This window comes from Mesotoga sp. Brook.08.YT.4.2.5.2., from assembly GCF_003351125.1.
GTDB lineage: Bacteria > Thermotogota > Thermotogae > Petrotogales > Kosmotogaceae > Mesotoga.
This window is the reverse complement of sequence record NZ_JPGZ01000034.1, coordinates 41211-59316: the sequence shown is the minus strand read 5'-3', so window position 1 is coordinate 59316 and position 18106 is coordinate 41211. Positions and strand designations below refer to the sequence as shown.

Here is an 18106-nt window from a genome sequence, read left to right as displayed (position 1 = left end):
AATCACCCCTGTCCCGCCGTTCCACCGCTGGATAGACTAATTTTGTTCTTCAGGAAGATCTTCAATATAAGAATGAAGCTCATAATCATACCGATCAACAGCACAGAAAAGGCACATGCTTCCGATAGACGTCCGGAATCACTCTGACTCAGTATCTGAACTGTTATCAGGTTCCATCTGGCCGAAACAAGAAATATCGCCGCGCTGATTGCAGTCATCGCCCTTACAAAGGCAAAGACTAGAGCGGAGAAGAAGGCCGGCATAATAAGGGGCAGCGTCACTTTCGTGAAAACCTGCCTGTTATCTGCTCCAAGTGTATATGCCGCCTCTTCGATCGCAGGATCTACCTGGTTGAGCAAAGCAACACCCGACTGTATTCCAACGGGTATATATCTGAAGACGAAATTGAGAACGAGTATTGCCAAAGTACCAGTCAGCTGCAACGGAGGCTTGTTGAATGCAAGAATATAACCTATTCCGATTACTGTTCCCGGAACTGCGAAACTTAACATTGAAGTGAATTCCATTACTCTTCTTCCGGGAAAGACTTTACGAACCAGAAGAAACGCGATTATCATGCCAAGAACGGCAGATATCGGTGTGGATGTGAAAGCAATAATGAGAGTGTCCTTGATTGCTTCCAGTCCAACATCAAAGACGTATCTGAAATTCTCGAGGGTGAAGGTGTTGTTCATCCCCCACGCCTTAACGAAAGCTCCCCAGAATATAGTTGCATAAATAGTCAGCGTGAAGACCGCAATTAACATACATAGGGAGAATAGAATCCATTTCACCGGTTTACTGACGCTTTTCAGGACGGAAGTCGTCGGTTTCCCTGTAACCGTGACGTACTTCTTCTTCCCCACCCAGTACTTCTGGATTACGAATGCCACTATGGAAGGGAATAGCAACCAGACCGCGAGGGCAGCGCCCCCTCTAGTATCAAACATTCCGGTTATTTGCAGGTATGCCTGAACTGAGAGCACGGGAAATTTGCTGCCTGCAAGAATCAAAGGATTTCCAAAGTCGGCGAGCGATTCTATGAATAGAACGAGCATTGTGCTGGCAATACCCGGAACCGACATCGGAAGAATTACTTTCCTGAAGGCCTGCCATCGATTTGCACCGAGATTGAAGGCGGCATCCTCAAGTGTCGGACTGATGGTTCCTATAACGCCGTCCAATGTGATGAAGGCAACCGGAAAAAAGCAGACCACCTGGGCCATCATGAGACCCCATAAACCGTACACCGGGAAATTCCTGATCCCGAATATCCCGGCGGTAATGATCCCGTTGAATCCGAATAGCATTATGATAGAAAGTGCGCCAATAAACGGTGGAAAGACTATCGGCAGAACGGCAACGGTTCTGAAAAAGCCCTTCAGCGGAATATCCGTTCTGTTAAGAGTGTAAGCAAACAGATACCCGACAAGCATTCCGAATATTGCCGTAAGGCTAGCCACCAAAAGGCTGTTGAAGAAGCCCTGCCTCATGTATCGATTCGAGAAGGCGTGGCTGTACGCGCTCAGGTCAAATCTGCCCTCCTTGTCGGTCATACTGACCGCGAAAACCCTGAATAGGGGATAGACAATGAATATTGCCAGGGCAGCGAATATCAGGACTATTATCAAAAGCAGAACTGGATCCCTAAGAAGATTCAGAAACCTATTTTTTGCTTCTTCTCCCCTTATAGCCACAGGACGACCTCCTATTAAAGAGGGGGATTTCTCCCCCTCAAAGCAAATCTAAGTGATCGTTAGTATGGAAGCACTTCGTTAATCCATCTTTCGATAAGTCTGGTCTTGTTTTCTGCAGCCCAGGATGGATCTACTGAAACAAGGTTAATGGTCGAAAGAGGCTGCAGACTGCCGAAGTCAACATCTGGCCTGATCGGGTAGAAGAAGGTTTTTTGATCAACCACCTGCTGCTGACCGGCTTTTGACACAACCCAGTCAATTAACTTCTGGGCATCGGTGAGATTCCTGGCACCCTTTAGAATCGAAACGGATGCCACTTCGTATGGTACGCCCTCCTTAGGGAAAACCACGGTGACGGGATATCCCTGTTCCATGAACTGGAAGAAAGCAGGGGTGAACTGAATTCCAAGCGCAACCTGACCGGGGCCGACGGCCTTGGAGGGTCCAGTTCCGCTCTGTGTGTAGGTCTGGATGTTTGGAGCGAGATTTTTCAGATACTCGAAAGCCCCGTCTTCACCGTAAATCTTCACAAGACCAGTTATCAGACTGTATGCAGTTCCTGAAGACTGTGGATTTGGATATTGTATCATTCTCCTGTATGAAGAATCAAGGAGATCTTCCCATGTTTCCGGTACAGAAGCTTTGATCTGCTCAATAACTGAAGTGTTCACTCCAACGCCAAGAGGATTCATGTAAATCGGGTGATAATAGCCCTCAACATCATAGAATTCTGGAGATACACCGTACACGCTCAGTGTCCTATAAGACTGCGTAAGTCCCCTTTCCTTTGCAATAATGTGATTTTCCAAAGGAGCCCCAAACCAAACATCTGCCTGTGGATTGTTTGATTCTGCTTCGATTCGTGCAAGCGCCGGCCCGGATGAAAGAAATACGAAATCTACCTTGACTCCGGTCTCCTCTACAAATGCGTTCAATATCTTCCTTGCATTTGCCTCATCCACACTGGAATAAACCACCAGGTTTGAAAAGGCCGCTGCTACTAACATCAGAGAGATCGTAAGGATAAGAACTCGCTTCATAAATCCACCTCCTATTAGTGTAGCTATATTCTATCATCATGAACTGCTAAGTAGAATGTTTCCAAACTAATTCCTACAGACCTTGATCACATCAAATCTACCAAATCATCTCTCACGAAATTGAGCATCGAGATCAAGCTTTGACAGTTCACCGATCATCTCAGTTTTTTCCAAAAATCAGCGAATACAGTTATGAAAATATAGTTTCACTATGCTATTATTATGAAAAGATAGTTTCATAAAATAAGTGATTAACTAATTCCTTGCCGAAAGGTTGATAACAATGGTATCCGAAGAAATAGCGAAAATAAAAGATGGTTTATCGCCAGCTTACAAAAGGATAGCAACCTATATCCTCAAAGAATACTCGCAAGTGGGATTCATGTCCATTGAAGAACTCAGCTCTATGGCCTGCGCTAGCAAGGCATCTGTAGTCAGATTCTCTAGGCGTCTCGGTTTCTCGGGATTCAATGAACTGAAAAAGGCTATCCAGCGCGAACTTAGAAGAAGGCTATCTCCGTATGAAAAGATCGCAACGACAGAACTTGACATGGCTCCGGTGGAAAACCAGTTGAAATTGCTAAGACAGAATGAGATCAACAATCTCAAAAACACTCTGTCCGGGATCAGAGAAGAAGAGCTTCACAAATGGGTGGACACTATAAGGACAGCCAGGAACATCTATTTCGGGGGCTTTGGCGCTACAAGACACGTGGTTTCGTTGATGCGGTACACAATCTCCGTTCTCCAGCGGAAGCCGACCTGGTTGTTGTCGGGATCGGTCTCCGACTTTTCCTTCAAAATAAAGCTTATGGAAAGAAATGACGCTCTGATAGTTATGACCTTTCCTCCATACTCAAAAGAAGTGGGATACATGATCGACTTTGCACGTGAAAGAACCGCAAGAACTCTGCTCGTTACAGATTCCATTGACTGTCCGGTCTATTCAAAAGCCTATTCGTCGATTTTGTGCGAGAACAACTCACTTCTGTTTGGCAATTCCTTCGTCGGACCCGTTGCAGTAGCGGAAATGATAGGGAACTTCATCATTCTAAGCGAGAAGAAGACCGGCATGGAGGAGATGAGAAGGTTGTTTGAGGTAGAGGAGAGAGGTTACAAGGCAATAAGTACTGAAGGAAAGAGCAAGTAGTTTCATCGCTTGTTTGTGAAGGCTCTAATTTGTGAAAAGAAAAAAGGAATCGAAGAGGGAAATTGACTTAGCCCACCGCGGCATCTGAATTGCTTTTTAAAGAGGAGTGTTCTTGTTTTCATCAAGGAAGATTCTATTGCCTGAAACGAGGTGTTTGCATGAAGGCCATCATTGTACACGGCGGTACCGGAAGCTTTAGTAGCGTAATAGACGCCGATGAACACAGAAGAGGAGTCGAAGAGGCTGTCAAGCAAGGATTCTCAACTCTTCAGAAGATGAACAACGCAGAAGAAGCCGTTGTTACCGCCGTGTCCGTGATGGAAGAAGATCCCACCTTTAACTGTGGCAGGGGATCGGCGCTTACTTATCGCGGCGATATAGAAATGGATGCTGCGATAATGGACAACAACCTAAATGCGGGGGCGATTTCCGGACTTAAGAGAATTCTCCATCCCATAACGGTGGCACGGGCCGTCATGGAGCAAACCGATCATGTTTTGCTTGCCGGAGCCGAACTGGAGGAATTCGTTACAGTTCTAGGGTTTCCTAGGGAAGATGAACTGATCGTTCCGAAAAGACACCTTCAGTGGAAAGAAGAACTTGAAAAAATCGCCAGAGGCGAGAAGACTAGATTTGGAAAGAGCGTCAAGCTGGCAAAACAAGCCGAGAAATATCACTCTACCTGCGGCGCGGTCGCACTAGACGACCACGGAAGAATGGTCGCCGGAACATCCACGGGCGGAATGATGATGAAAAGTTTCGGTAGAGTGGGAGATAGCCCCATTTTGGGAGCAGGAACCTATGCGGACTCATTCGGTGCAATCTCCGCAACGGGTCATGGAGAAAAGATCATGAAGCTCACACTGAGCAGGCTGGTCGCCTTCTTCATGGAACAATACCCCGCTCAAAAATCCGTAGACATCGCTCTCGAGAGAGCCAGATACTTCAACTGTGAATGTGGACTCATAGCGATCGACAGATATGGGAACATCGGAATTGGTCACACTGCCAAAGATATGTCTTGGGCCTTCATAAGAGAAGGGAATTCACCTGTAATCTTCTAGGTGTAACTAGCCCCCTGTTCTTCCACGGGAAGCTCTCTACTCTGCGACTTGAGTTTTCTAACGATCATGAATGCAAGAATAGCCGCAATGAAAAGTGTAAAGAAATCTGCAACTGTTTGAGAATAAATCACTCCGTTGAGTCCGAAAAACCTTGGCAAGACAATCACTGCGGGAATCAAGAAGAACCCCTGCTTCGACATCGAAAGGAAGCCAGCCGCGAAACCTTTTCCAAGTGCCTGGAACAAAACTGTGAAGGTTATCACGAAGCCGGATGTGGGAAAGAAAATGTTTACCGCCCTAAAGGCTCTGGAACCCACATCGATGACTTCGGGGTCATTACTGAAGATGCTGATAATCGAACCAGGTATTGTCAACCCGATTATGGCAAAAACCGTTGCAAAGACCGTTGTCACGATCACCGAAAATCTCAGAGCTTCGAAAACTCTCGAAACCTTCTTTGCGCCGTAATTATAGCCAGCAACCGGTTGAAATGCTTGACCGTATCCGAATAGAACCATCATGCCCAACATAAGAACCCTCATTGTTATTCCGACGGCCGCAACGGCGTGGTCCCCGTAGTTTCCGGCGGCGTTATTCAACAGTGCAACGGCGAAACTGGACAGGGATTGTCGCAAGAATGTCGGAAGCCCAATTTTGAAGATTTCTGAGTATATCTGAAGAGAGAACCTGTACAGCCTTATCGATAGAGTTGTGTAACTCTTCTTACGAACGAAGTACTCGAGGATTATAATCGTCGAAACAGACTGAGATATTACAGTTGCGACGGCCGCTCCAGTTATTCCCATTCCAAGGCCAAATATGAAAACCGGATCGAGAGCGACATTCAGTAGAGCTCCCGATACCATGGCAACCATGAATCTCTGGGCGTTACCCTCCGCTCTAACTAGGTTGTTCATGGTCATATTCATCATGGTGAAGATCGATCCCATAATGATTATCATTGTGTATTCCCTAGCATATTCCATTATTGTCTCAGTTGCGCCAAAAGCGGTCAGGAGCGGGTCCAAGAATATCAATCCAAGCAATGTAAAGGCTATCCCGGTCGCCAGACTCGTAAATAGAGCCGTAGATGCCGCTTTATCGGCCTGTTGCTTATCTCCTGCACCGAGCAAACGCGAGACATACGAAGCCGCTCCCACGCCATAAGTCAGACCAACGGCTCCAATCAGATTGAATATCGGAAAAGCGACTGCAACTGCGCCTACGGCGCTTGTGCCTATCCGCCCAATGAAGAAAGTATCGACTAGATTGTAGATAGCATTTGTCAACATTGCAACGATTGAAGGAATCGAAAGACCGACGAGCAGAGAGGGAATCTTCATCGTCCCCATTGCCATGGCTCTTTCTTCAGAACTCCTGAATCTCAACTGAAACCCTCCAGCATAAACGAAAATCCACTCTACTTCATAATACACCAAGCTAATGAAGTTATTTGTCACGCTAACAATACCCTTGAATAGCAGATCTCAAAAAACTGTTCTTGAGCAAAGTGTTCCCATCAAGTTCGAGGCAAATGTACCCCTTCAGCTGCTATTTCGGGGTTTATACTCTCGTTGCGATAGGAAAAAACCGATGGTATATATCGCCCTTACATAAAGCGATCTAACCGATAAGAGGCCTCATTGGCCCGAGGAGGAGATTACATGAGAAGAATGAAGTTAATATCAGTTTTTCTCTTAGTCTCAATAATAATGCTTAGTGTATCCGTTTTTTCCGAAGAACCGATAGACGAGATGTACGAACCTAATGTTGAAGAGACAGTCGAAGAAGATTCCCTGAAAAAAGAAAACATGGAGGCGAGAGGGTTCTACCTGGAGGAAGAAGTCAACGAATCCTACGTTTTCGTGGTGAATGTCCCCTCTGTCAAAGATAATGCAAACAATCTAGAGTCACTCACTTTAGAAAACATGGAGGTCAGAGGTTTCTACAGAGAAGGCGAAGAATACGAAGATCCCTCATTCTACTATTTCGTATCTTCGGTTTCTTCTTTCAAGTATGAAGAAGACAATACAGACCCAATCACTCTGGAGAATATGGCCGCAAGAGGATTCTACAGAGAAGGGGAGGAAGAGGGGGATCCCTCATTCTACTATTTTGCATCTTCTGCCTCTTCATCTAAGGAAGAATCTGAACCCGTAGAAGCAGTCGACGGCTTCTACAGTGAATGTGAGGAAGAAGAGGAGTACAGCGTATTCATAAGCGCCTTTACCTCCGCTCCCTTGGATGATGTGAAAGTTAAGGCGATGAAGGTCTTCGCAAGCACCGTAAACACTCTCAGCAAAGGAGACATCTACGTCAGGATCTTTCATACTAATAACCGTAGTTCCAAAGAACTTCTTTCCGGTGTAATCAACGGAACGGAATTGATGGCATTTGATTGTAACCTGTGCACGATATCTGACTCTCTGTTTCTGCCCGAACTCTCGATTTTCACAGCCGCTTATCTCTTTGAGGACCTGGAACACATGGACAGGGCAACGGATAGTGAAATCATGGCAGAGATTTTCGACAGAGTTGCTGCCACGGGAATAAGAGTCCTCGATAACTGGTATTGTGGAAGCCATCAGCTCTTTCTGAACCAAACCATAGGAAGTATGGAAGAGTCTTCAGCACTTGCGGGGCTGAAACTCTGCTCAAGCTGTTACCCCGGATCATATGACGCCTGCAAAGCTCTTGGTGCAACTCCCGTCTATATGGGTCAGAACACTTTAAAGGAAGCAATGAGCTGTGGTGCGGTTCAGGGTGCTGAGATGCTTCTTGAATGCATTACAGCTGAAGAATGCATCGATTCGATAAAGACCGTAATACTCACCGGACATCAGATAGAATCGATCAACCCGGTAATTAGCGAGGCTACATGGAGGATGCTGAACGACAAGCAGAAGAACTGGATTCTGGAGGCGCTGCACATAGCGAGATCATACATGGAAACGGAAGTTCTTGCACGTGAAGCCAAGATAATCGGAGAACTCGCCCAGAAATACGGTGTCCAGGTCTTGGTACCATGTAAGGCCGGGTTGCTACAACAGGCGGCAGCCTACTATTCCCAGAATCGTTTCTCTGCCGTGTGGGGTGAAGATACATACGTCCGAATACATGCAGCCTCGGAAGGGATGTAACTCAGCAATCAATGAAGAGGATACTCTGCAGATTCGAGATACTTCTCTAGAGTAGTTTTACTATCTGATCAAGCTTCCCTTCACTCGTTTTGAACGTTTGAGGGGCAGTAATTTAATACGACCAAGCAAAGACATCCGAAAGATACCAGTCATGGAAAAGAGATCATGAAAGCGTTCACTTGTCCGGGATATAAGATCACTACTGGTTTATTAACCTTTGCTCTCGTTTCACCTTGCAATCGTGAAGTACATAATCAGTCCCACAACCGCCGTGATACCTATAATTAAAGGAATAATCGAAAATCCAAACATTCTCACCTCCATCGAATTCATTTGCTGCTAAGTATTCTACTCTCTTTCATTCCAAAGCTTTCCTGCTATTCAACAGCTCTTCATATTGGGGCCAGATCTCTTCAAGTCTTTCAGAAGGAGTCTGTCGGATCAATCTCGATTCAAATTTCAAAGATTCCCTTTCCACTCCAAGCATCTGCCAAAACTCTCTCTTGAACTGCACGAAGTCAAACTTCTCGCCAAGCATTTTTCTTGCGATATCTTCATAATGCAGAAAGTCGAGATACTTCGTGTTGAACAAATGTGTCTCTTCGCCTTCTTCAACGTCTATTTCTTCACCAAGGAAAAGAGCCTTCAGATACTCTAGATTGCTTCTTATAAGATTCCCAGCGACGATGCCAGAGTGTCCGGAAATAACTGTCTGACATGACGATTCAAGTATAGTCTTCAAACTCTCCATGAACGTGATCAGATCGTTCCAAAGAGTAAGTGGCAGAGGATCTTCCACAAGATCTCCCACGAAGACCACCGACTCTCTTCTATCCAGACATATTGAAGAACACAGCGTATGCCCGGGCATATAACGAAACTCTATGTCGTCATCTTCAAAGACTAGTCTATCGCTGAAGGTAATGCCGGGAAGTCTTTTCAAAACTTCTCCGTCTCGAAATCTCTCTAGATTTTCGAAATCGTAATCCCATCTCTCTTCCATTCTTCTCCTAGCAAATTCATGAGCCACGATTTCGCACCCTTCGAATGCTCCGTTTCCCCAGATGTGGTCATAATCCGAATGTGAGTTGAAGATTACAAGATCCTTTCTGGAAGTCTCCTGGATGTAGTTCTTGACAACACTCATGGATCTGTTCCCCAGAAACGTGTCACACAAATAGAATCGATATCTGCCTTCTATCAAGTAAACGGATGTCTCTCCAGTCATCGGGGAGTCTCCGTCCTGAAAGGTAAACAAAACTCCCCTGCTGCCAATCTGCTGGATCTTCAAAGCTCTACCCTCCTTTATTCTGCAATCGCAAAGACTCGCGCTACAGAGGAGTCGGCATGGATCTTAAGGGGAATCGCAAAGACTTTGATATGCTCATAGTTCGCGATTCTTTCAAACCCCGTGAGGTTTTCTGCGATCAAACAGCCTCCATTGAATAGAATTCTGTGAATATCGAAGGGAAACCTGTCAGGAGAGGATGAATCGAAACCAACAAGCCGGGTTCTCCGCTTAACCAGAAACTCGGCGAGCTCCATCGTCAGATAGGGGTTGTTGACGAAATAATCCTCACTTCCAAAAAACACGTCACGGCCCGTCCAGAACAAGACTATCGCCTCCAGAGGTACTTCTTTTTCATACTCCGACTTCATTCTTATCTCCGTTTCGCCCCTCACGTCCAGTAAAATACCTTTTCCGATGAAGCTGCCGATATCAATCTCGTCAATATATGTGTCAGACTCTGTCAAATGCATGGGTCCGTCAATGTGCGTTCCCGAGTGCATACTTATTCTCAGCCTGTGATTGTTGAACCCATCTTTTGCCAGATGCCTGGATCTGATCAACTCAGTCTCTTCATCGCCTGGATAGACAGCCTGGCCGTGTTCAATTGCTCTGGAAAGATCGAAGAATTTCTCCACAGTCCTCACCTCTCGAACTACATGCTAGTATGAGAATATCACATCTCAGACCGGTTGCAGATCAAGAATCAGATGGGGATGTCGAGAGAGTAATGCTGAGCATATCGGAATATTTGAAATCGATAGATTATATGATATGATTAATACGTTCGAAGAAATTGAGAGGAGGGACACCAATGAGAAAAGGAATTGCCTTAACGCTGTTGCTTCTTCTTGTTTCGGTTTTTGCCGTTGCGGATATCGCTACCTCGGTTGATCTAGCACAAGAGATAGCCAACACTGCAAACGAACAGATTGAGTCGCTGATTGAAGTGGCGGTAGAGAAGGCCGAGAAATTCACGGTGCATTATACTGAAAGAGGGATGTCACAAAACGCATATGAAACCCTAATAGACAATCTAGGCAATGAACTCGCCAGTAAGGCTCTGAGAATTTCTCAGGATGCGATAGCGAGAATCGAAGAGCTTGGTTGCAAAGCCATCTGTTACTATGTACCGGTGAAGCTCGGCTACAAGGTCTTTCTAATAGATCCGATACTGATTATCGACGACTAATCAAGTCATGCGAGTTAAAGTGAGCTTTAGATGCCGTAGTCATCTACGGCATTTTTCCGTTTTAGGCAAACTATGCGTCTTTTGTGATACACTGTACTAGATTATAGTTTTTATTGTGATGCTCTTTTTGGGGGAATAAATGGAAGGGTTCAAAGTCTGCAAATCTAACGAAGCGATCGAAACGGTTGTCCAAAAAAACTCTTCTCTGTCTCTTCTGGCTCACGGCGACGGAGTAGAGATTTCAGTTTATGAACTCAAGTCGGGAGTCGTCACTTTTCTGGATACCTTTGCGGGTGGAGATCTTCTTGAATTCTATTATGTGATCGAAGGAAAGATTTCCTGCAACTCCTCCGATGAAGAAGTTCATCTTGGCCATGGCGACTACTTCTACGCCCACAATCTTAAGGCTCCAGTTGAGCTGAAACCCCAAACGGATGTCAAGCTTCTGCATATTTCTTCAAGACCTTTGTTCAAGCACATCAGCAAGAATATCTCGGTGATGAAGAGTATTCTTTCTCAAGTTGAGATAAAGGACTCATACACCCACGGACATGGGAAAAGAGTCAGAGATGTATCGCTTGCCATAGCAAGAAAGCTAGGCGTCCCTCCAGAGAAGCAAGAGAACATAGCGATGGGAGCCCTTTTCCACGACATCGGAAAGATCAAAATCGAGGACTCGATACTGAAGAAACCCTCAAGATTAACCAAAGAGGAGTTCGAGAGAATTAAGCTTCACCCGGTGTTTGGCTGTCAGATGGTAAAAAACAGCTTTCTAGAAGATACTCACGACATCATCAGACATCATCACGAACGCGTAAATGGCTCCGGATATCCCGACGGATTGAAGGGAGATGAAATATCGCTGGAGGCCAGAATAGTAGCTGTAGCCGACTCATTTGACGCAATGACGTCGCGAAGACCGTACAGAGATGCAATGAGCTGCAAGGGTGCTCTTGAGGAACTGAAGTCCCAGGCGGGCACCCAATATGATCCCGAGATTGTGAGCGCTCTTGAGAGCTGCATTCGGGAAGGACTTGTTTAGTCTAATATCTTGCGTATTGAACGATCCCGTATTAGCCGATAACTACCTCAATTTCCCACCTACCTGATGTAAGAAAGAGCCATCATTATTAAAGATTCGGTAGCTTCATCTTCCTCAAAAGGCAGAGGCCTCAAATGGTGTTACTGATATAATTCAGTAGAGGTGATCAGTATGGGAGCGTTTTCGATCGTTGTTACAATAAGTGACAGGAAACTACTCAAGTCTGTAGAGTTGGCCGGGGCTTCGGCGATAAGAATAAACTCATCACATGTGACTCTTGAGGACCTCCAGAAGTTCGTGTCTTACTACGAGGATATCTGCTCGCTTCCATTGTATATTGATCTCCAGGGAGCAAAGCTTAGACTATCGCGCAGCCAGCGGGTAATCGAACTAAAGGCCGGAGAACAGGTGATTCTGGGTAGTAAATGTTCGGAACTCAGGGGTATACTGATAGACCCGAGATCTTTGTCATATCTCTCCCCGGGGATTAAAGTCTCCATAGAAGATGGCAGAATAGAACTTCAGGTGCTAAAGACGGAAGCCGATTTCGCAAGAGCTATGGTCCTGAGAGGAGGAACAATAAGACCTTCCAAAGGAATGAACATCTCGCCGCACCCCATAAATCAGATCGAGCTCTCATCGAGAGACATAGAAATTGTGCTGACTACTAAGAAATATGACTTCATAAGATACGCTCTTTCATTCGTCTCAAGTCCAAGTGAAGTAATCGAACTGAAGGATCTTTCCGGAAGAGCTGTGGCATCGAAGATCGAAAGGGAGCTACCCTTCTCGAAAATCGAGGAAATCTCCGCTTCAAGCGACGAGCTCTGGTTATGCCGCGGAGATCTCGGTGCGCAGCTGGGGCCGAGAGGGCTTGTAGACTTCTATGACTATTTTTCGGCAAATATTAATGATCTTTACAAGCCGGTTCTGATGGCAGGGGAGGTTCTGGAGCACATGGTAGAGCACCCTTTCGCTACGAGGAGTGAACTGTGCCACTTAAAGGACGTTCAGAGAAAGGGGTTTTCAGGTGTCGTCCTCTCGAATGAAACTGCTTACGGTTCCTTCCCTATTGAGACAATTAAGACCGTTCTGGAGGTTACTTCGGATGAATGAGATAATATTGGACATCGCCAACTCGCTGGCTTTACCAAGATGGAAAGTAGAAAACGCAGTCGAACTGCTCGAAGAAGGAAAGACGATTCCATTTATCGCTAGATACAGAAAGGAAAAGACTGGAGAGTTAAATGAGATACAGTTAAGAGAGATTTCCGATGCTCTCGAGTATGCGAAAAAACTGAGTTCCAGAAAAGATGAGGTTCTTAGGATAATCGAGGAAAAAGGAAAGCTTACTGATGTGCTGGAAGCAAGCATCAAAGGAGCAAAGAATCTTCAGTTAGTTGAGGACCTCTATCTTCCCTTCAAATCAAAGAAGAAGACCAGAGCCGACAAGGCAAGGGAGAAAGGGCTCCAGCCTCTAGCGGATTTCCTTAAATCTTCGAGAATCAAAGATGAGGTTTTTGTCTTCACTTTCATAAATGCAGAACAGGAAATCCTCAAGCTCGAAGATGCACTCGAAGGAGCCAGAGATATACTTGCCGAAGAATTCTCTCAGGAAGTGGCAGTAAGAGAAAAGCTAAGAAGTCTACTTAAGGAGAAGGGGATAATCAAGAGCTCCCGAACGGAAAAGGAGGATGAGCGTGAAGTCTACAGAGATTACTACAACTTCTCTCAGCCAATATCAAGACTGGTAGCCCATCAAATTCTCGCTCTTTTCAGAGGAGAGCGCGAGGAGGTTATTTCGCTGAAACTGGAGCTCCCGTACGATATCCTTCCAACTTTGAGAGATCTCTTGGGATGGAGAGACTATCTCGCCTACTATGAAGAGTTGATTGAGGCTTCGGTCGATTCCTTCTCCAGACTTCTCATGCCCTCGATAGAAAGAGAAGTGAGAAATCTGATAAGAGAAGAAGCAGAAAGCAGGGCAATCCATGTATTTGCCAGAAATCTGAGAGACCTGTTTCTTCAGCCTCCTCTCGGCGAGAAGGTGGTAATGGGTGTTGACCCCGGTTATAGGACCGGGTGCAAGCTTGCAGTCATCGGAAAGGACGGTTCCCTTCTTTATCATGACGTGATCTTTCCCACCCCTCCAAAGAATGACTACGTCGGTTCATCGATGAAAGTTGTTCAGGCGATAAACACGTTGAATGTCGAGCTTATATCTATAGGTAATGGCACGGGGTCAAGGGAAACCGAACTCTTCGTGAGCAGGCTGATTAGAGAACACAATCTTCCTGTCAAGTATATGATAGTCACCGAGTCGGGCGCATCTGTCTATTCGGCTTCAAAAGTCGCAATTGAGGAATTCCCGGATGAGGACGTAACAACAAGGGGGGCTATATCGATCGCCCGAAGAGTTCAAGATCCCCTCGCCGAATATGTGAAGATTTCGCCTGAAGCTATTGGAGTAGGTATGTATCAGCACGATGTAAATCAGTCAGAACTGAAGAGGACCCTCGACAGAGAGGTCGAGTCCGTTGTCAATCTTGTAGGAGTCAATCTCAACACTGCATCGGAGCACTTATTGAAATACATTTCCGGTCTGAACTCACGGGCCGCTCTGAATATCGTCAAATACAGGGCGGAGAACGGTTCTTTCAAGAACAGGAAGGAGCTCCTGGAAGTCTCCGGTCTGGGTCCAAAGGCCTTCGAGCAGGCGGCGGGATTCTGCAGAATAATCAATGGATCCGAAGCTCTTGACGGAACCTCTGTCCATCCAGAGAGCTACGAGATCGCCAGATTCATCCTTGAAAGCGTAGAGTTGCTCCCGGAAGAGCTCTTCGACAGAAAAGATGAGATTACTGAATTGCTTGATCAAATCGATCCCGAAGCTCTGGCAAGGGAAAACAGTTTTAACCAGATCACTGTGAGAGAAGTAATAGGGATGCTGAAAAAGCCCGGTTTAGATCCAAGAGAGGAGCTGGAGAAACCGATTCTGAAGACCGACGTGCTTTCGATGGAAGACCTGTCTAAAGGCATGGAACTTGAAGGAACCGTCCGCAACGTCGTAGATTTCGGCGCCTTCGTAGACATTGGAGTCAAACAGGACGGTCTGATTCACAAAAGCAAGATGGGAAGAAGAGTTAGGGATCCACTTGAAGTCTTGAGCGTCGGCCAGATCGTGAAAGTTAGAGTGCTTGAAGTTGACACCAAGAGAATGAGGATTGGATTGGAGTTGCTTTCCGGCAGCAACGAATCTCGAAGTTAGGCAATTCGTGAAATCGTTGGACAAAACTCAATCGATATAGGGACTCTTGACCCTAAGCAACTGTTCGAAGATCGACCGAGTATGCTTACTCGGTACCCTTGCGGAGCGCTCGTCCTACTGTCTTTCGCCGAAGATTATCGTGCCAAGTCTCACCATATTGGATCCTTCCTCAATCGCAACCTTGTATGAGCCGGACATCCCCATAGAAAGGTAACGCATCTGAACTCTCTCGATCTTCTGCATGGAGATCTCTTCAAACAACTCTCTAGTTAGTCTTAAGTAAGGTCTGATTTCTTCCTGATCATCGGTTAACGGCCCCATAGTCATCAGACCGACTACAGAAATATTCTCGAGGGATGAAATCGATTCAATAAGTTCAAAGACATTCTCGGGAAAGACCCCGGCCTTTTTTTCCTCCCTGCCGCTGTTAACTTCTATCATTATCGGCATTCTCCTGTTTATGAAAGCGCATCGCTTATCTATTTCCTCGGCCAGTTTCAGGGAATCCAAAGTCTGGATCAGGTCAAATATCTCAACGGCCTTCTTGACTTTGTTTCGCTGCAGGTGACCTATACAGTGCCATCTGGCTTTGCTGCCGATCACCTCAAATTTCTCTTGAGCCTCCTGAACGTAGTTCTCACCGACATCCCTCAAACCGCTATCCAGAAGCTCTAGAATCTCTGAAGCAGTCCTCGTTTTCGATGCGGCTACGATGGTCACATAATCAGGTACTTCTCTTCTCAGTCTTTTCACGTTATCAACAATCATCTTCAGACCTCCCTTTTAGTAAATTATATTGCATCGAATTCCATTGTGTTTGAGCGAAGACGAAAATCGTGATATTATTCAAATTGCCGGGGTGAATACTTAGTAGGAAAGGATGTTATGAGTAGGGGCATCGCCTGGTTATTGGTTGTATTGATTTCGGTGGCTGCAATCGTTAATCTCGCAACAACCGTTTTTAACTCAAACAAGCTCTTGGAAGAGATTTCGAAAGTTCGCACCGACCTTTTTACTCTCAGATCGAGAGTTGCATCTCTTGATTCCGTTGTTAACGATATTCGAAACCAAATCGAGAAATCCGATGACATTATCAAGTCGGTGCACTTCACCAGACCTACAACTTCTCTTGAAAAAGTTGTACTTAAGGCCTCTGTAACTCTTTCTGAATTCACAGAAGGAAGTAAACTATTTCTGAATGTAATCGATGAAGATGCAGAGGTACGTTCTTATGGACTCAAATCGGAGAACGGTGTCTTCACTGCCTTGATCAAGCTGTTGCCTGAAGAGACCTATTACTGTCAGGTTAGAGTAAGAGATGGCGACAAAGAGACATTGAGCAAAAAAATTGCCATTTCTCTCGATCTATACAACATTCAGCACTATCAATTGCTTGGACACTCATGGCTTCTTGAAACAGACAAGATCCACTACTCAATTGATCTGTACACACAGTATTGTAGAGATGAAGAACTTAGAATTTCTGAAGCGGTGATAAAGGTTGTTGGAGGAGAGGATTCGAGAGAGACTCTCTTCCTACCATTAGACAATAATTCGCAGGAATTAGCAAAAACAGTCTACTACGAGGCCGATAGAGACGCATCGCTCACTTTTGTAGCAGAAATAGCCTATAGATTTGGAGAGTCGAAGACTGAAGCAGTGAAGATGAATTACCATTTCTGACAACTAGAGTCAGGACTTTTGTTTGATTATCCTCCATACTCCGATACAATCTCTAATAGTAGGTGAGTAGATTGCAAAGACGAGATTGGCTTGAACAACATAGAGCTAGAGTGCTAGAGCAACCTTCTATTGACATTGAGATAGACAAAGGAAAACTGCAGGATTTCGTATTACGGATGGTAGGTTTTCTCGAAGAGTCGAACATAGTCGCAGACTTCGGCTGCCGCTCTGCAGATTTTTGGCCTCTCCTAAGAGATATGAAACTTAGAGTCGTGGGGGTTTCCTGTAACCAAGCGGTCAGGCAGTCAATGGGAATCCGGGTTATGAATGTGAGCCTTTCCGATTTCAACTTCCTCGGTATCTTTGATGGATTCATCGCTTCTGGGATGCTTCAAAGACTCCATCCCGAGTTATGGTCAAAGACCCTTCTAAGAATCGCCAGGTCAGTTAAGACCAGCGGTGTGGGTCTAATCGTAACGGGAATCAGTGAAGAAGAAGAGGCCAAGAAGCGGCACGACATTCTTAAGAAAAGCGGACTCCCTGTAGTTGTCGGCGAGTTTCTAGATGAAGAAGGAAGATATAATTTCAAGCCCCTGAAGAGCTGGTACGATCAGTGGTTAAGAAACGCCGGCTTCTACATACTCAAGGATGAGACAATGGGAAACACTGTCTACACGCTAGTGAAGAAATAGCGAGGTTGTCAATGACCGACAGAGCACTTAGAGTTTATTACTTCGGCAACCAGTGCCCCTGGAAAGCATCAGCACTGCAGCAAGCTAGAAAGGCCGCGGCGGTTCTAGATCTTGACCTCATTGAATGCAATCTAATGTAGGAAAGCGTCGATATCCGTATTTTCTTTCCTTTCTCGGTTATTCACGGAGATCTGGAGATTGCGGGGCCGGTCTCGTCCAGTTTCAAAGTTGACGTACTGACGGGTCGGAAAATCGTGGCTCCGTTCGAGCAATCGAAACGAACCCCCCGGAAACAGCGATGGTATAGAACACCTTTCGAAAGAGTCTTTGAGGCACGCATGTCTTGTGTGCGCCAATGGAATCGGCGACGGTACAGAGAGCAAAATCGACTGGTATGAGCGTTCCAGGAGAAATGGAGTCGTCTTCGGCTTCGTTTCCTTTGCTGAAGGAAAACCAGTCGCTCTGGTTGAAGTTATTCCCTCGCTCAATTCCCCTTACCCAATCTCAAAGGACCAGTCCACAGCCTTCATTACCTGCGTCTACAGTTCTCCTGACTCCAGATACGACTATCGCGGGAAATTGATCGAGTCTGCCCTGGAGGAGTGCAGAAAGCTCGGGTTCAGTCGCGTAGAGGTATTATCCGCTGAAGTAAGTCCATTCCTGAACGGGCTGGCAAGCTTCTTTGTAGAAAACGGATTCAGTAATCTAGGCACGGTAGCTCGATCTGTTGTTATGCTCTCCGGAATAGACAACTTTGTGCTTTTGGCGAAAGATTTGTGACTTTTGCCGACAGTGGGATCTCCTCCAAGCCCTTCGATATAGACCTGGTTAATTCAAGCGGATAGGCAGA

General features: G+C 45.7%; 17 protein-coding genes. 11 read left to right on the top strand and 6 right to left on the bottom strand.

The window, feature by feature from the left end:
• Window positions 1-2 precede the first annotated feature (2 nt).
• Window positions 3-1697 carry an iron ABC transporter permease gene (locus tag Q502_RS09220; RefSeq protein WP_102819016.1) on the bottom strand — a complete coding sequence of 565 codons (1695 nt, stop codon included), beginning with the start codon at window positions 1695-1697 and terminating at the stop codon, window positions 3-5.
• A gap of 59 nt (window positions 1698-1756) precedes the next feature.
• Window positions 1757-2737, bottom strand: a complete 981-nt coding sequence (locus tag Q502_RS09215; RefSeq protein WP_102819015.1) for an ABC transporter substrate-binding protein — start codon at window positions 2735-2737, stop codon at window positions 1757-1759.
• A gap of 283 nt (window positions 2738-3020) precedes the next feature.
• On the opposite strand from Q502_RS09215, the gene Q502_RS09210 reads away from it, so the two are divergent.
• Both Q502_RS09210 and Q502_RS09205 read left to right on the top strand, forming a co-directional pair.
• Window positions 3021-3887 carry a MurR/RpiR family transcriptional regulator gene (locus tag Q502_RS09210; protein WP_102819014.1) on the top strand — a complete coding sequence of 289 codons (867 nt, stop codon included), beginning with the start codon at window positions 3021-3023 and terminating at the stop codon, window positions 3885-3887.
• A 158-nt stretch (window positions 3888-4045) separates the two neighbouring features.
• The gene (locus tag Q502_RS09205) at window positions 4046-4951 is read left to right on the top strand and encodes an isoaspartyl peptidase/L-asparaginase family protein (protein WP_102819013.1); all 906 of its coding nucleotides are present in this window, start codon (window positions 4046-4048) and stop codon (window positions 4949-4951) included.
• On the opposite strand, the gene Q502_RS09200 is transcribed toward Q502_RS09205, so the two are convergent.
• Complete coding sequence (locus Q502_RS09200) at window positions 4948-6339, bottom strand: MATE family efflux transporter (protein WP_102819012.1); 1392 nt, start codon at window positions 6337-6339, stop codon at window positions 4948-4950. The two genes, Q502_RS09205 and Q502_RS09200, sit on opposite strands and share 4 nt — an antisense overlap.
• A gap of 276 nt (window positions 6340-6615) precedes the next feature.
• On the opposite strand from Q502_RS09200, the gene dctP reads away from it, so the two are divergent.
• The gene (gene dctP / locus Q502_RS09195; RefSeq protein ID WP_103134543.1) at window positions 6616-8091 is read left to right on the top strand and encodes a TRAP transporter substrate-binding protein DctP; all 1476 of its coding nucleotides are present in this window, start codon (window positions 6616-6618) and stop codon (window positions 8089-8091) included.
• A gap of 358 nt (window positions 8092-8449) precedes the next feature.
• On the opposite strand, the gene Q502_RS09190 is transcribed toward dctP, so the two are convergent.
• Window positions 8450-9382 carry an MBL fold metallo-hydrolase gene (locus tag Q502_RS09190; protein WP_102819010.1) on the bottom strand — a complete coding sequence of 311 codons (933 nt, stop codon included), beginning with the start codon at window positions 9380-9382 and terminating at the stop codon, window positions 8450-8452.
• 14 nt (window positions 9383-9396) lie between these two features.
• Window positions 9397-10017: a cyclase family protein gene (locus tag Q502_RS09185; RefSeq protein WP_102819009.1), complete on the bottom strand. Its 621-nt coding sequence runs from the start codon at window positions 10015-10017 to the stop codon at window positions 9397-9399.
• A gap of 176 nt (window positions 10018-10193) precedes the next feature.
• Here Q502_RS09185 and Q502_RS09180 point away from each other — a divergent pair, with 176 nt between their 5' ends.
• The 4 genes from Q502_RS09180 (at window position 10194) to Q502_RS09165 (ending at window position 14881) form a co-directional block, all read left to right on the top strand.
• Complete coding sequence (locus Q502_RS09180; protein WP_103134542.1) at window positions 10194-10571, top strand: hypothetical protein; 378 nt, start codon at window positions 10194-10196, stop codon at window positions 10569-10571.
• A gap of 139 nt (window positions 10572-10710) precedes the next feature.
• A complete protein-coding gene (locus Q502_RS09175) occupies window positions 10711-11613 on the top strand; it encodes an HD-GYP domain-containing protein (RefSeq protein WP_102819008.1) in 903 nt (300 codons plus the stop codon).
• Between the two features lie 171 nt (window positions 11614-11784).
• The gene (locus Q502_RS09170) at window positions 11785-12729 is read left to right on the top strand and encodes a pyruvate kinase (RefSeq protein ID WP_102819007.1); all 945 of its coding nucleotides are present in this window, start codon (window positions 11785-11787) and stop codon (window positions 12727-12729) included.
• The gene (locus tag Q502_RS09165; protein WP_102819006.1) at window positions 12722-14881 is read left to right on the top strand and encodes a Tex family protein; all 2160 of its coding nucleotides are present in this window, start codon (window positions 12722-12724) and stop codon (window positions 14879-14881) included. Before Q502_RS09170 ends, Q502_RS09165 begins: the two co-directional genes overlap by 8 nt.
• Before the next feature lie 114 nt (window positions 14882-14995).
• Here the strand turns inward: Q502_RS09165 and Q502_RS09160 are convergent, their stop codons facing one another.
• Complete coding sequence (locus tag Q502_RS09160; RefSeq protein WP_102819005.1) at window positions 14996-15649, bottom strand: YggS family pyridoxal phosphate-dependent enzyme; 654 nt, start codon at window positions 15647-15649, stop codon at window positions 14996-14998.
• 117 nt (window positions 15650-15766) lie between these two features.
• Here Q502_RS09160 and Q502_RS09155 point away from each other — a divergent pair, with 117 nt between their 5' ends.
• The 4 genes from Q502_RS09155 (at window position 15767) to Q502_RS14300 (ending at window position 18036) form a co-directional block, all read left to right on the top strand.
• Window positions 15767-16564, top strand: coding sequence for a hypothetical protein (locus Q502_RS09155; protein WP_102819004.1), 798 nt, complete (start codon window positions 15767-15769; stop codon window positions 16562-16564).
• A gap of 71 nt (window positions 16565-16635) precedes the next feature.
• Window positions 16636-17256: a hypothetical protein gene (locus tag Q502_RS09150; protein WP_102819003.1), complete on the top strand. Its 621-nt coding sequence runs from the start codon at window positions 16636-16638 to the stop codon at window positions 17254-17256.
• Window positions 17257-17267: 11 nt separating this feature from the next.
• Window positions 17268-17396, top strand: a complete 129-nt coding sequence (locus Q502_RS14740) for a hypothetical protein (RefSeq protein WP_258001891.1) — start codon at window positions 17268-17270, stop codon at window positions 17394-17396.
• 205 nt (window positions 17397-17601) lie between these two features.
• Complete coding sequence (locus tag Q502_RS14300) at window positions 17602-18036, top strand: GNAT family N-acetyltransferase (protein WP_181456427.1); 435 nt, start codon at window positions 17602-17604, stop codon at window positions 18034-18036.
• Window positions 18037-18106: the final 70 nt, after the last annotated feature.

Excerpts from the sequence above, each read along its gene's own strand:
- Q502_RS09215 (WP_102819015.1), bottom strand. The coding sequence starts at position 2,737 with ATGAAGCGAGTTCTTATCCTTACGATCTCTCTGATGTTAGTAGCAGCG.
- Q502_RS09210 (WP_102819014.1), top strand. The coding sequence starts at position 3,021 with ATGGTATCCGAAGAAATAGCGAAAATAAAAGATGGTTTATCGCCAGCT.
- Q502_RS09205 (WP_102819013.1), top strand. The coding sequence starts at position 4,046 with ATGAAGGCCATCATTGTACACGGCGGTACCGGAAGCTTTAGTAGCGTA.
- dctP (WP_103134543.1), top strand. The coding sequence starts at position 6,616 with ATGAGAAGAATGAAGTTAATATCAGTTTTTCTCTTAGTCTCAATAATA.
- Q502_RS09180 (WP_103134542.1), top strand. The coding sequence starts at position 10,194 with ATGAGAAAAGGAATTGCCTTAACGCTGTTGCTTCTTCTTGTTTCGGTT.
- Q502_RS09175 (WP_102819008.1), top strand. The coding sequence starts at position 10,711 with ATGGAAGGGTTCAAAGTCTGCAAATCTAACGAAGCGATCGAAACGGTT.
- Q502_RS09170 (WP_102819007.1), top strand. The coding sequence starts at position 11,785 with ATGGGAGCGTTTTCGATCGTTGTTACAATAAGTGACAGGAAACTACTC.
- Q502_RS09165 (WP_102819006.1), top strand. The coding sequence starts at position 12,722 with ATGAATGAGATAATATTGGACATCGCCAACTCGCTGGCTTTACCAAGA.
- Q502_RS09160 (WP_102819005.1), bottom strand. The coding sequence starts at position 15,649 with ATGATTGTTGATAACGTGAAAAGACTGAGAAGAGAAGTACCTGATTAT.
- Q502_RS09155 (WP_102819004.1), top strand. The coding sequence starts at position 15,767 with ATGAGTAGGGGCATCGCCTGGTTATTGGTTGTATTGATTTCGGTGGCT.
- Q502_RS14740 (WP_258001891.1), top strand. The coding sequence starts at position 17,268 with ATGACCGACAGAGCACTTAGAGTTTATTACTTCGGCAACCAGTGCCCC.